This is a genomic window from Kitasatospora sp. NPDC059160 (genome assembly GCF_042755465.1).
GTDB lineage: Bacteria > Actinomycetota > Actinomycetes > Streptomycetales > Streptomycetaceae > Kitasatospora.
On sequence record NZ_JBHZCN010000067.1, the window covers coordinates 1 to 13,188 of the forward strand.

Genomic DNA, 13,188 nt, shown 5'->3' on the forward strand with positions numbered 1-13,188 from the left:
ACCCGGCCCCCCCCCCCCGCGCCCCCCCCCCCCCCAACCCGCCGCCCCCCCGGCGGGGCGGCGGCGGGCACCGGCCGATGCGGGCGCCGCGTGCCCGCCCGCGCCGTTGGCGGCGCCTGCGGCCCTGGCACGCCGCGCTCGCCCTGGCCCTGGTCGCGGCGGTGACCGCCGGCCTGCTGTGGTGGCAGCCCTGGCGCAGCGGCGAGCCCGCGCCGCTGGCCTTCACCACCGCCCCCGGCGGCTCCGCCCGCTTCGGCACCGGGGAGCACCTGTACCGCTACAAGGTGCGGGTGGAGGACGGCATCGCGGAGAGCCCGGCGCAGTTCGCCGCCGAGGTGGACGCCGTCCTCGGCGACACCCGGCGCGGCTGGGCGGCCGGGGGCACCGCGTCCTTCGAGCGGATGGCCGCCGACCCGGTGGACTTCACGGTCTACCTGGCGACCCCGGGCTCCACCGACCGGATCTGCGGCCAGTACGGGCTGGACACCGGCGGCTGGGTCAACTGCGGCGTCCAGCACCAGGTGGTGATCAACCTCAAGCGGTGGACCGAGTTGTCCGAGTTCTACCGGAACCAGCCGGAGCTGTACCACGCGCTGGCGATCAACCACGAGGTCGGGCACATCCTCGGCAACGGCCACGTCGACTGCCCGGGCCCGGGCGCCCCGGCGCCGGTGATGATGCAGCAGATCAAGGGCCTGCACGGCTGCGTCCCGAACGGCTGGCCCTACACGGACTCCGGCACCCTGCTGACCGGCCCGCCGGTCCAGGCGCCGACCGACGCGCCGTAGCGCCGGCCTCCCGGCACGCCACGCACCGCACCCCCGCCTGGCGCACAGCACTCCCCCGAAGACGGATAATCACAGGTCGGACGGTGCCCGTACCCGTCCATACCCGTCCGTACCCGTCCGCGCGTGGAGTGAAGAACCTTGTTCGATGTGGAGAACCTGGACTACCCCGTCCTGCTGGCCGCCGCCGAGGCGGCCGCCCGGGCGACCACGGGCCGGGGCCACGTCGCCGACTACATCCCGGCCCTCGCCGAGGCCGACCCGGAGGCCTTCGGCATGGCCGTGGCCACCGTCGACGGCGAGCTGCACGGCGTCGGCGACTGGGAGCGGCCGTTCTCGATCCAGAGCGTCTCCAAGCTGTTCTCGCTCGCCCTCGCCCTCGCCTACAGCCCCGACGGCGGCGAGGACCTCTGGCGGGGCGTCGGCCGGGAGCCCTCCGGCAACCCCTTCAACTCGCTGGTCCAGCTGGAGACCGAGCACGGCATCCCGCGCAATCCGTTCATCAACGCGGGCGCCCTGGTGGTCACCGACCGCCTGCAGTCCCTGACCGGCGACGCCTCCGGCGCCGTACGGCAGTTCCTGCGCCGCGAGTCCGGCAACCGGCTGCTGGACACCGACCCGGTGGTCGCCGCCTCCGAGGCCGAGCACGGCCACCGCAACGCCGCGCTCGCCCACTTCATCGCCAGCCACGGCAATCTGCGGAACCCGGTCGACACCGTGCTGGACCACTACTACGCGCACTGCGCGATCGCCGCCAGCTGCCGCGACCTCGTGCTCGCCGGCGCCTTCCTCGCCCGCTACGGCGTGCGCACCGACGGCACCCGCCTGATGAGCCGCGGCGAGGCCAAGCGCCTCAACGCCGTCCTGCTCACCTGCGGCACCTACGACGCCGCCGGCGAGTTCGCCTTCCGCGTCGGCCTGCCCGGCAAGAGCGGCGTCGGCGGCGGCGTCCTCGCCATACTGCCCGGCCGCGCGGCCGTCTGCGCCTGGGGCCCCCGCCTCGACCAGGCCGGCAACTCGGTCGCCGCCGTGACCGCCCTGGACACCCTCACCACCCTCTCCGGCTGCTCGGTCTTCTGACCCGCACCACCCGGTCCCACGGGCCGGACGGACGCTTGTGCGACAAAGTGTCAGTGGTCCATGCTGGCCGCATGAACCGCCACACGCACCTGAGCCGTCGACTCGACGTCGACCTCGGGCACGCGTGCTCGGCGATCTGTCACCGCGCGCTCTGACGCGGTGATCAGCCCGGCGCCCCCGGCGCCGTCGGGAACCCCCACCCGGGCGATCACGTGCACCACCACGCCGTCCACACCTCTCCCGACGGGAACTCCCATGCGCCTCGCGCTGCCCGCACTCGTGACCGCCGCCCTGCTGGCCCTCCCGGTCCCCGCCCTCGCGGACCCCGCCCCTGCTCCTGCTCCTGCCCACGCCGACGGCCCGTTCGGTCCGCTCCCCCCGCACAACCCGTACGCGGGGCCCGACGGCACCGCCACCATGCACGGCGACACCGGCTCCTCCGACGCCACCCCGCTGCCCGGCCCGAAGCCCGGCCCGCTCGACTCCGAGCGGGTGGCCCTCCAGTCCGCCTGCCCGACGGTGCTGGTCGGCTCGGACGGACGCCCGGTCGCGCTCTGCACCACGATCTTCGGCCTCGTCCCGACGGTCCACCTGCTCGACCCGGCCGACGGCGGTTCCGTAGCCGAACTCCCCATCGCCAAGGGCTCGTTGCTCGGCGGCGTGTACGCCTACCTGGACCAGGACGACCGCCTGGTGGTGGTGGACGGCAACCGCGACCTGCTGCGGATCGGCCACCACCGCACCGCCACCGGCGCCTGGGCGCTGACCGTGGACAGCCGGCTGTCGCTGGCCGGCGCCGTGCCCGAGGGCGACGCCGTGACCGGCCTGTCCCCGGACTGGCAGGGCCGGGTCTGGTTCGCCACCGGCGGCGGGGTCGTCGGCACCGCCGACGACCGCACCGGCACCGTCCGCACCCTCGCCCTCCCGGCCGGGGAGAAGGTCGCCAACTCCCTCTCCACCGCCCCGGCCGGCACGCTGGTGGCCACCACCCACGCCACCTATCTGCTGACCGCGGGGGCCGACGGCACTCCGCGCATCGCCTGGCGGCGGCCGTACGACCGCGGGCCGGGCCGCAAGCCCGGACAGCTCAGCTGGGGCACCGGCTCCACGCCGACCTTCTTCGGCCCGCGCACCGGCACCGACTACGTCACCGTCGTCGACAACGCCGCGCCGACCGTGCACCTGCTGGTCTACCGCACCGCCGACGGCTCCGAGGTCTGCTCCGTCCCCGTCCTCAGGGCGGGCGGCAGCGGCAGCGAGAACTCCCCGGTCGGCGCCGGGAACGCCGTCTTCGTCGCCAGCACCTACGGCTACCCGTACCCCAAGCTGCCCGCCGACGCCGGCCCGAGCGTGCCCGCCTCCGGCCGCTTCTCCGGCGGTCTCAGCCGGGTCGACGTCCGCTCCGACGGCTCCGGCTGCGACCTCGTCTGGGACACCACGGTGCGCTCCGCCGCCGTGCCGAGACTGTCCACCGGTGACGGTCTGCTCCACACCGTGCTGCGCCGGCCGGTCATCCCCGGCACCGACGCCACCTCGATCCTCGATCCGTACGACTACGCCGAGGTCGACCCGAGCACCGGCGCCGTCACCCGCACCCACTACCTCGGCGCGGGATTCCTCTTCGACACCCTCCAGATGGTCGGCTCCATCGCCCCCGGCGGCGTGGTCTACCAGGGCACCACCACCGGCATCCTGCGGATCAGCAGCGCCGGCTGACCGGCCCACCGCCACCGACCGCCCACAGCCACTGCGCGGCCGCGCGGGAGTCCGCTACCGCGCGCCGCGCAGCGTGAGCACGTACGCCGCCGTGAGCGCGACCACCCGGTCACCGTCCCGCGCCAGCCCGGCGAGCGCGCGCGTCGCCGTGCTCCCCGGGATGTCCGCGAGCGCCTGGGTCAGCCGCCGCCGGGCGGGCTCGTCCACCCCGTCCCGGGCCAGCCGCTCGACGAGCCGCCCGGCGATCCGGTCCGCCAGGACGGGATCAACGGCAGCACCGACACCGGCAGCACCGCCCCCGGCGCCGCCGTTCGCCAGCGCGGCCAGCGCGTCGGCCGCGTCGGCGTCGTTCCGCTCCTCGACGATCATGTCGATGAGCGTCGGGACGGCGTCGGCCACCCGCCTGGCCCCGAGCGCCAGGGCCGCGTACCCGCGGACCACCGGATCGGGGCCGGCCAGGGCGTCCCGCAGCAGTGCGGTCGCCGCCTCGTCCGGGATCTCGGCGAGGGACCGGACGGCGCGTTCCCGCACCTCGGCCGAGGGCGAGCCGAGGCCCGGCGCCAGCAGGGCCACCGCCGCCTCGCCGGCCCGTGCCAAGGCCCACCGCAGGGCCCCGGCGGCGTTCGGGTCCGACTCGGCCAGCACCGCCTCGGCCAGTGCCTCCAGGGGGACGGGGGCCTCCTCGACCGCCGCCAGGGCCGCGCGCTGCCGCGCCCCCGCGCTCCCCGACTCCAGCCCGCGCAGGAGCGCCACGGTCCGCAGGACGTCCTCCCAGCCGCCGGGCTCCGCCGCACCGATCCGGCGCAGCCGCGTCAGCAGCTCGCTCTCCGCCGCGATGCGCTCCAGCGTGCGGGCGACGAGGTCGTCGACCAGCCCCGAGGGCGCGAAGCCCGGGTCGTCGAGCGCCCGCCCGACGTCGTGCAGCGACAGGCCGAGCGAGCGCAGGCTCTCGATGTGGAAGATCCGCCGGATGTCCGCGTCGGAGTACTCCCGGTAGCCGGAGCCGGTACGGCCCGAGGGCCGCACCAGGCCGAGCGACTCGTAGTGCCTGAGCATCCGGGCACTGACCCCGGACCGCCGGGCGACTTCACCGATCAGCACCGCCCACACCGTCCACACCGTCCACACCGTCCGCCACCGATCGACATCCCCCGCTACCCGTCCCGTTCGGTCCCGAGGACGGCGATCCGCTTCGCCTCCTCGATCGCCGACTCGAAGCCGGCGTCCGGGTCGCGGCGCAGCGCCTCCGTGGCGAGCGCGTGGGCGCGCACCCGGGGGTCGGGGTCCGTCGTCGCGGCGGTCAGGACCGGGGCCGCCGCCTCCCCGAGCGCGACCAGCGCCCGACTGAGGCTCAGCTGCGTCTCCCGGCCGCCGCGCCCGAGCTGCGCCGCCAACCCTACGGCCAGGGCGGGCCGCTCGTCCTCGGGCGCCAGCACGACCGCGGCCCGCCAGGCGCTGCGGGCCACCTCCTCGTCGGGGTCGGACAGCAGCGCCGGGGTGACGGCCGGCCAGGCCCGCCGGTCCCCGATCTTGGACAGGGTGTGCAGCGCCTGGCTCCGTGCCTGGGCACGCTCCGAGCGGACCTCGTCGAGCAGCGGCGGGACGGTCACCGCCGCCGGGTGGCGGGTGAGCGCCCAGGTGAGCATCTCCCGCACCGGGAAGTCGGGCTCGACGGCGCACCGCTCGACCAGCCCGTCGACGAACCCCGGGTCCGGGTTCGTCCCGACGGCCAGCGCGGCCCGCAGCCGCACCGACGGGTCGTCGTGCGCCAGCCCCTTCCACACCCGCATCGTGTTCTCGTCCTCGGTCGACGTCGTCATCGGGACCACCTCCTGGAGACCAGTGAAGGGCTTGTCACCGTGTCAAGGTCAAGCCGTACGGGCTGGGCGGACGCCGAGCCGGGAGGCCGCCGGGACCCTAGATTGGGTGATCGAGGGGGTGTACCGGCGGGCCGGGCGTACGGAGGTGGGCGAGGTGATCCGCGGTGTCCACCTGGAGGCGCAGTGGCGGCGCGAGGCGCTGCGGACCAATCTGTGGGTCGTCCCGATCCTGGAGGTCGGGTTCGCCGCGGCCCTGTTCGCGGTCACGGTCTCGCTGGACCGGGGGGCGTACGACGGGACGCTGGGGCTGCCGTCCTGGGTGATCAGCGGGACGGCGGACTCGGCGCGGCAGGTCCTGGCGGCGATCGCGGCGGCGCTGATCACCGTGGTCGGCGTGGTGTTCTCGATCATGATCGTGACGCTCACGCTGGCCTCCACCCAGTTCGGGCCGCGCATGCTGCGCACCTTCATCCGGGACCGCACCACCCAGATGACCCTGGGCACCTTCGTCGGGACGTTCGTCTTCGCGATCCTCTCGCTGGTCGTCATCGGGCCCGGCCCGAGGGGCGACTTCGTCCCCCACCTGTCCATCACCGTGTGCATGGTGCTGGTCATGCTCGACCTCGCCGTACTGATCTTCTTCATCCACCACATCGCCACCTCCATTCAGCTGCCCCGGGTGATCGCGAGCATCGCGGCGGAGCTGTCGGAGGCGATCGAGGCGGGCGCGGGCGGGCCGGACCGGCCTGCCGGGGGCGGCGCGGGGCCGACGGCCGCGGAGCTGAACGTCCGGCTGGACACCTCGGGGGCGACGGTCCCGGCCCCCGCCAGCGGCTACCTCCAGTTCGTCCGGCACCGCACGCTCGTCCGGATGGCCGCGGAGCTCGACGCCGTCATCCGGCTGGACCACCGGCCGGGGCACTTCCTCGTCCAGGGCCACCCGCTGGCCACCGTCTGGCCGCCGGCGGCCGCGCCCGAGGTGGCCCGCAGCTTCGCCCGCGCCCACGTCGTCGGGTCGACCCGCACCCTCGCCCAGGACATCGCCTTCGCCGTCGACCAGTTGGTGGAGATCGCCATCCGGGCCCTGTCCACCGCGGTCAACGACACCTTCACCACCCTGACCTGCATCGACTGGCTGGGCGAGGGCCTGTGCCGGATCGCCGCCCGCTGGGACCCGAACCCCGTCCACCGCGACGAGGCCGGGTACGTCCGGGTGATGACCGTCCCGGTGAGCTACGAGCGGCTGGTCCAGCGGTCGTTCGAGAAGATCCGCCAGGCCGCCCCCGGCATGCCCGCCGTCCTGATCCGCCAGCTGGACGCGCTGGCCGAGATCATGGCGGAGACCCGGACCGAACAGCAGCGCCGGGTCCTGCTCCAGCAGGCGGAGATGATCGAACGCCTGAACCGGGAGTCGGTCCCGGAGGCCGCCGACCGCGACGACGTCCGGCGGCGCTACCTCTCGGTCCTGGCGGCCTACGCCCGGGCCGGCCGCGCGAACTGACCCCCGCCCCCGGGGCCCGCTCGGGGCCCGGAACGGAAGCGCGGAACTCGGTAGCGCTACGTGGATATGACATGTACTCTGCGTATCGCTGGTTGAACACGCTGCGGGCCTGGTCGCCACTCCGTGGGGGGAGTCACGCCCAGGCCCGATCGCCGGCCCGGGGCCCGGTTGCGCTCGTGGGGGAGCGTCAGCCGGGCCCTTCGGTGGGTCCACGTCGTTATGCCCAGCCCGACGGTGTTTCAGTCATGACAACCCGTCGGCATCCCGAAGCCCCACCGACTCCGCACCGCCGCGGCCCTCCCCCGTCACCCGCCCTCCCCCGCCGTCGGCCGTACCGGCTCTGCCAGACTGTGGCGGACGTGCAGGCCGAGGAACGGGGGAACCGACGGTGGCGGACAGCGGGGACGGCGGTACGGCCGTGACCTCGGCGGGGCGGCTGGTCGGCGGCCGGTACCGGCTGGCGCGGCGGCTCGGGGCGGGCGGTTTCGGCAGCGTCTGGCAGGCCCACGACGAGGTGCTCGGCGTGGACGTGGCCGTCAAGGAGGTCCGACTGCCGCCCGCCGCCTCGCCCGAGGAGCACTCCGAGCGCCTGCTGCGCGCCCAGCGGGAGGCCCGGCACGCGGCCCGGCTGCGCGACCACCCGAACGTCGTCGGCGTCCACGACGTGGTGGTCGACGACGGCGCCCCGTGGACGGTGATGCAGCTGATCGTCGGCCGGTCCCTGGAGGAGCGGATCGCCGGGGAGGGCCCGCTCCCGACCGCCGACACGGTGACGGTCGCCGAGGCCGTCCTCGCCGCGCTCGACGCCGCGCACCGGGCGGGGATCGTGCACCGCGACGTGAAGCCGGCGAACATCATGCTGGCCGACGACGGCGGCGTGCTGCTCGCCGACTTCGGGATCGCCGTGCAGCAGGACCAGACCGCCCTCACCGCCTCGGGCGCCTTCATCGGCTCGGTCGACTACCTCGCCCCCGAGCGCGCCCACGGCAGCCCCGCGGCCCCGGCGGGCGACCTGTTCTCGCTCGGCGCCACGCTCTACCAGGCCGCCGAGGGCCGACCGCCGTTCCGCCGGGACACCCCGGTCGCGACGCTCACCGCGGTGCTGTTCGAACAGCCGCCGCCGATGACCCTGGCCGGCCCGCTGGCCCCGCTGATCGACGGCCTGCTGGCGAAGGACCCGAACGCCCGCCTCACCGGGGCGCAGGCGGCCGCCCTGCTCGCCGGGCAGCGGCCCCGGCAACCGCACCGGCCGGTGCCGCCGGCCCGGCCCGCGCACCCGCCGACCGCGCTCGCCACCCAGCCGGTCACCCCGCCGACCCTCCCGGTCCCGCCGGGGGAACCGGGCCGGCCCCCGGCGACCGGCCGGCGGGAGCGCCTGCTCGCGTCCGTCCTGGTGCCGGCCGGGCTGCTGGCCGTGTACGGCGTGTCGATGCTGCTCACCGGCGGCACCGTCAGCATCGCGGCCGGCGGGAACATGACCCCGCAGACGGTCGCCGCCATCAACCACGCGTCCGGGTCGGGCTTCCCGCTGCACTCCGCGCTCGGGCTCGACGACTTCCCCGGCACGGGCCGGGGCTTCCTGTTCATGCCCTGGCCGTGGCTGGTGCCCGCCGTACTGGCCCTGGTCTGCGCGGCCGTCCTGCCGTACCGCCCGTGGGGGCCGCTGCGCAGGTTCGGCTACCTCTGCGCCCTGCCGCTCCCGGCTGTGCTCGGCATCGTCGACGTCACCCTGCGCGCCCAGGACGCCGACGTCTTCCACACCCTGCCGCCCGCGGTGCAGGCGAACCTCACGCTGACCTTCGGGGCCGGCTGGTGGCTGCTGCACGCCGCCGCCGTGCTGACCCTGGCCGCCCTGATCTGGCAGCACGTCCGGACGGCGCGCGCGAACCGGGCCTGACGGCGGCCGGGCCCCGGTCGTCCGCACAGCGACCGGGGCCCGGGGTTCGAACGCCTGACGGCTACTCCACCGTCACGCTCTTCGCCAGGTTCCGCGGCTTGTCCACGTCCCGGCCGAGGGCGACCGCCGCGTGGTAGGCGAGCAGCTGGAGCGGGATGTTGAGGAGCAGCGGGTCCAGCTCCGGCTCGCTCTTGGGGACCAGGATGCAGTGGTCGGCCAGCTTGTCCTCGGGCCGGCGGTGGGCGACCGCGATGACCCGGCCGGAGCGGGCCTTGATCTCGCCGAGGGTGGTGAGGTTCTTGTCGAGCAGCTCGTCGTCCGGGACGAGGGCCACGGTCGGCAGCTCGGGGCTGATCAGGGCCAGCGGCCCGTGCTTGAGCTCGCTCGCCGGGTAGGCCTCGGCGTGGACGTAGGAGATCTCCTTGAGCTTCTGCGCGCCCTCCCGGGCCACCGGGTAGCCGCGGACCCGGCCGATGAACATCATCCCGGCGGAGTCGGCGTACTCGGCCGCCAGCTTCGCGATCGCGTCGGACTGGTCGAGCACCTCGCGGATCTGGTCGGGCAGCGCCTGGAGGGCGGAGACGATCCGGCGGCCGTCGGCCGGCGAGAGGTCGTGGATCCGGCCGAAGTGCAGGGCGAGCAGGGCGAAGGCGACCACGGTGGAGGTGAAGGCCTTGGTGGAGGCGACGGACACCTCGGGCCCGGCGTGCAGGTAGATGCCGCCGTCGCACTCGCGGGCGATCGCGCTGCCCACGGTGTTCACGACGCCGAGGACGCGGCCGCCCTTGCGCTTGATCTCCTGGACGGCGGCCAGCGTGTCGTAGGTCTCGCCGGACTGGCTGACCGCGACGTACAGGGTGTCGGCCTCGATCACCGGGTTGCGGTAGCGGAACTCCGAGGCGGGCTCGCTGTGGGCGGGGATGCGGGACAGCTCCTCGATCAGCTGGGCGCCCATCTCGCCCGCGTAGTAGGCGGATCCGCAGCCGAGGATCTTCACCCGGCGGATCTCGCGCAGTTCGCGGGCGTCCAGGTTGAGGCCGCCGAGGTGGGCGGTGCTGAACCGCTCGTCGAGCCGGCCGCTGAGGGTGCGCTCGACGGAGGTGGGCTGCTCGTGGATCTCCTTGAGCAGGTAGTGGTCGTAGCCGCCGATGTCGAAGGAGTCGATCTCCCAGTCGACGGTGGACGGCTGGCGGTGGGTGGTGCGGGCGTCCGCGGTGAAGGTGCGGAAGCCGTCGGCGCGGACGGTGGCGAGCTCGCCGTCCTCCAGGTGCACCACCTGGCGGGTGTAGCGGACCAGGGCGGAGACGTCGGAGGCGGCGAACATCTCCTTCTCACCGATGCCGAGCACGATCGGGCTGCCGTTGCGGGCGACCACGATGCGGTCGGGCTGCTCGGCGTCGAGCACCGCGATGCCGTAGGTGCCGACGACCCGGCCGAGCGCGGCGCGGACGGCGTCCTCCAGCTCGACGCCCTCGGCGGTGTGCGCGGCGATCAGGTGGGAGAGCACCTCGGTGTCGGTCTCGGAGCGGAAGACCGCGCCGTCGGCGGCGAGCTTGGCGCGCAGTTCGTCGGCGTTCTCGATGATGCCGTTGTGCACGACGGCGATCCGCTCGGCGTTGTCCAGGTGCGGGTGCGCGTTGGCGTCGCTGGGCACGCCGTGGGTGGCCCAGCGGGTGTGGCCGATTCCGGTGCCGCCCTTGAAGCGGGCCGGCACGGCGGCGGCGAGGTCGGCGACCCGGCCCTTCACCTTGCGGAGCTTGATGCCGCCGGTGCGCCCGGCGACGGCGACGCCGGCCGAGTCGTAGCCGCGGTACTCCAGCCGGGCCAGTCCTTCCAGCAGGAAGGGGGTCGCGTCCTTGGGGCCGATGTAGGCCACGATTCCGCACATGCGTGGACTCCTCCAGTAAATAGCGAATGAACCCGGGGCTCAGCCGTAGACGATCCGGCGCAGCTGACGGGCCGAGAGCTCCGGCGCCGCGACGCGGCGGGCGGGCAGCTCCTCGGCGAGCCGGGCGAAGATCCGTTCGTTGGTGAGGCCGCGTGCCTGCAGCTCGCCGTGGCGGCGACGGACGTACTCCTCGGTGGTCTCGGAGAAGTACGCCAGCACCTCCGCCACGACCCGCGCCGCTTCCCGGGGCCCGAGCGGGCTGGTCCGGGAGAGGTGGGCGAGGAGGTCTTCGTGAGGGTGGGGTGAGCTCGGCACGAATGAGAACTCTAGGTCTCCCGGCGCACCGAAGCCAAAGATCTTGCCCGAATTCGGGCAGGCTCGGCGACTTTCGGCCCGGGTAACCGCGCGGACCCCTGGCCGTCACCTTCCGGACAGGCTCTTGATGCCGCGCCGAGGGCGCCCGTAGCGTGACCCCCGCCACACGTACCCGAAGACCGGAGGGCTTGCTGATGTGCGGGATCACCGGATGGGTCGCCTTCGACCGCGACCTCACCGCCGAGCACGACGTCCTCGAGGCCATGACGGCCACCCAGGTCTGCCGCGGCCCGGACGCCGGCGGCGTCCACCTGGAGCCGCACGCCGCACTCGGCCGCCGCCGCCCCGGCGCGGCCGGCACCGACGGCGGGGCGCGGCCGCTGTCCGTCGAGCACGACGGCCGCCCACTGGCCGTGCTCGCCCTCACCGGCGAGGTCCACAACCAGCGCGAACTGCGCGCGGAACTGGAGGCGGCCGGCCACCGCTTCCGCACCCGGGACGCCGCCGAGGTCGTGCTGCTCGGCTACCTGGAGTGGGGCGAGGGCCTGGCCGAGCGGCTCAACGGCGCGTACGCCTTCGCGATCTGGGACTCCCGGCACGAGGAGCTGCTGCTGGTCCGCGACCGGCTGGGCGTCAAACCGCTGCACTACCACCCCACCCCGGACGGCGTGGTGTTCGGCTCCGGGGCCAGGGCGGTGCTGGCCCACCCCGCGGTCCGCGCGGTGGTCGACCTGGACGGGCTGCGCGAACTGCTCTCCCTCACCCGCACGCCCGGCACCACCCCGTACCGGGGCGTCCACGAGGTCCGGCCCGGGCACCTGGTCCGGGTGCGCCGCGGCGGCGTCACGGAGCGCCGCTACTGGGGGCTGGAGGCGCGCGAGCACGTCGACTCCCTGGAGTCCACGATCGCCACCGTCCGGGCCCTGCTGGAGGACATCGTCCACCGCCAGCTCGACTCGGACCTGCCGCTCTGCTCGCTGCTCTCCGGCGGCCTGGACTCCAGCGCCCTCACCGCCCTGGCCGCGGCGGCGCTGCGCCGGGCGGGGGCCGGCCCGCTGCGCACCCTCGCGGTGGACTTCACCGGCCGGGACGAGGACCTCCACCCCGACCCGGCCCGCTCGACACCGGACGGCCCGTACGCCCGGATGCTCGCCCGGCACGTCGGCGCCGAGCACGACGTGATCGCGCTGGACGCCGCCGAGCTCACCGAGCTGCGCCGCAGTCACGCCGTGCTGCGCGCCCGGGACCTCCCGGGCGGGCTCGCCGACCTGGACGCCGCCCTGCTGCTGCTCTTCCGCCGCGTCCGGGAGCGGGCCGCCGTCGCCCTGTCCGGCGAGGCCGCGGACGAGCTGTTCGGCGGCTACCCCTGGTTCCACGACCCGGTCGCGATCGCCGCCGACGACTTCCCCTGGGCCGCCCGGCTCGACGGCGGCCTGGCCGTCCCGGGCTCCGCCCCGCGCGAGCAGCTGCTCGACGCCGACCTGGTGCGCAAGCTCGACCTGGCCGGCCACCGCCGCACCCAGTACCGGGAGGCGCTCGCCGAAGTCCCGCACCTGCCCGCGGCCGACCCGGTGGAACGGCGGATGCGGGAGATCTCGTACCTCAACCTCACCCGCTTCTCCGGTGTGCTGCTCGACCGCAACGAGCGGATGAGCCGGGCCGGCGGGCTGGAGGTGCGGGTGCCGTTCTGCGACCACCGGCTGGTCCAGTACGTCTTCAACACGCCGTGGGCGATGAAGGCCTTCGACGGGCAGCAGAAGAGCCTGCTGCGCGCCGCCGTCCGGGACCTGCTGCCGGCCGAGGTCGCCGACCGGGTCAAGAGCGCGTACCCGATCACCGCCGACCCGCGCTACCCGCAGCTGCTGCGCGCCGACCTCTCCCGGCTCGCCGCCGAACGGACCTCCCCGGCACTGGAGCTGCTGGACCGGCGGCGGCTGGCCGACGCGCTCGCCCCCGACACCGACCCCGGGTCGGTGCGGCTGGGCGTCGACCTGGCGCTGGACCTCGACGTCTGGCTGACGGAGTACCGCGTGACGCTGGAGCTCTGACGCACCGTCCCCCCGCCCGAACGGCGGAACGCACGCCCGGCCCGCGGCGGACCCCTCCGTACGGGGGGGGCCGCCCCGGGCCCCCCCCGCCGGGGGCCGGCCCCGCCCCCCCGGGCGGCCCGCCGAGAGGGTGGCGGG

General features: G+C 75.0%; 11 protein-coding genes. 6 read left to right on the forward strand and 5 right to left on the reverse strand.

Annotation, left to right across the window (positions count from 1 at the left end; genetic code table 11):
- Positions 1-77: 77 nt before the first annotated feature.
- Entirely contained in the window at positions 78-788 is a 711-nt protein-coding gene (locus ACFXOZ_RS26345) for a DUF3152 domain-containing protein (RefSeq protein ID WP_380593013.1), read from the forward strand.
- A gap of 156 nt (positions 789-944) precedes the next feature.
- The gene (locus ACFXOZ_RS26350) at positions 945-1,865 is read left to right on the forward strand and encodes a glutaminase (protein WP_375886202.1); all 921 of its coding nucleotides are present in this window, start codon (positions 945-947) and stop codon (positions 1,863-1,865) included.
- A 50-nt stretch (positions 1,866-1,915) separates the two neighbouring features.
- Here ACFXOZ_RS26350 and ACFXOZ_RS26355 read toward each other — a convergent pair whose 3' ends face one another.
- Positions 1,916-2,089, reverse strand: coding sequence for a hypothetical protein (locus ACFXOZ_RS26355; protein ID WP_375886011.1), 174 nt, complete (start codon positions 2,087-2,089; stop codon positions 1,916-1,918).
- A gap of 31 nt (positions 2,090-2,120) precedes the next feature.
- On the opposite strand from ACFXOZ_RS26355, the gene ACFXOZ_RS26360 reads away from it, so the two are divergent.
- Positions 2,121-3,581, forward strand: a complete 1,461-nt coding sequence (locus ACFXOZ_RS26360; protein WP_380593014.1) for a hypothetical protein — start codon at positions 2,121-2,123, stop codon at positions 3,579-3,581.
- 54 nt (positions 3,582-3,635) lie between these two features.
- Here ACFXOZ_RS26360 and ACFXOZ_RS26365 read toward each other — a convergent pair whose 3' ends face one another.
- Together ACFXOZ_RS26365 and ACFXOZ_RS26370 are read right to left on the reverse strand one after the other, a co-directional pair.
- Positions 3,636-4,682 (reverse strand): HEAT repeat domain-containing protein, encoded by a 1,047-nt coding sequence (locus ACFXOZ_RS26365; RefSeq protein ID WP_375886007.1) that lies wholly within the window; start codon positions 4,680-4,682, stop codon positions 3,636-3,638.
- Positions 4,683-4,735: 53 nt separating this feature from the next.
- Complete coding sequence (locus tag ACFXOZ_RS26370; protein WP_380527666.1) at positions 4,736-5,401, reverse strand: HEAT repeat domain-containing protein; 666 nt, start codon at positions 5,399-5,401, stop codon at positions 4,736-4,738.
- A gap of 106 nt (positions 5,402-5,507) precedes the next feature.
- On the opposite strand from ACFXOZ_RS26370, the gene ACFXOZ_RS26375 reads away from it, so the two are divergent.
- Together ACFXOZ_RS26375 and ACFXOZ_RS26380 are read left to right on the forward strand one after the other, a co-directional pair.
- Positions 5,508-6,902: a DUF2254 domain-containing protein gene (locus ACFXOZ_RS26375; RefSeq protein ID WP_380527669.1), complete on the forward strand. Its 1,395-nt coding sequence runs from the start codon at positions 5,508-5,510 to the stop codon at positions 6,900-6,902.
- A gap of 388 nt (positions 6,903-7,290) precedes the next feature.
- A complete protein-coding gene (locus tag ACFXOZ_RS26380; protein WP_380593015.1) occupies positions 7,291-8,799 on the forward strand; it encodes a serine/threonine-protein kinase in 1,509 nt (502 codons plus the stop codon).
- 61 nt (positions 8,800-8,860) lie between these two features.
- Here ACFXOZ_RS26380 and glmS read toward each other — a convergent pair whose 3' ends face one another.
- On the reverse strand, positions 8,861-10,687 hold the full coding sequence (gene glmS, locus ACFXOZ_RS26385) for a glutamine--fructose-6-phosphate transaminase (isomerizing) (RefSeq protein WP_380593016.1): 1,827 nt from the start codon (positions 10,685-10,687) through the stop codon (positions 8,861-8,863).
- A 39-nt stretch (positions 10,688-10,726) separates the two neighbouring features.
- Positions 10,727-11,002, reverse strand: coding sequence for a hypothetical protein (locus ACFXOZ_RS26390; protein WP_360237016.1), 276 nt, complete (start codon positions 11,000-11,002; stop codon positions 10,727-10,729).
- A 194-nt stretch (positions 11,003-11,196) separates the two neighbouring features.
- Between ACFXOZ_RS26390 and asnB the strand changes: the two genes are divergently transcribed.
- Positions 11,197-13,050 carry an asparagine synthase (glutamine-hydrolyzing) gene (gene asnB, locus ACFXOZ_RS26395; protein ID WP_380593017.1) on the forward strand — a complete coding sequence of 618 codons (1,854 nt, stop codon included), beginning with the start codon at positions 11,197-11,199 and terminating at the stop codon, positions 13,048-13,050.
- Positions 13,051-13,188: the final 138 nt, after the last annotated feature.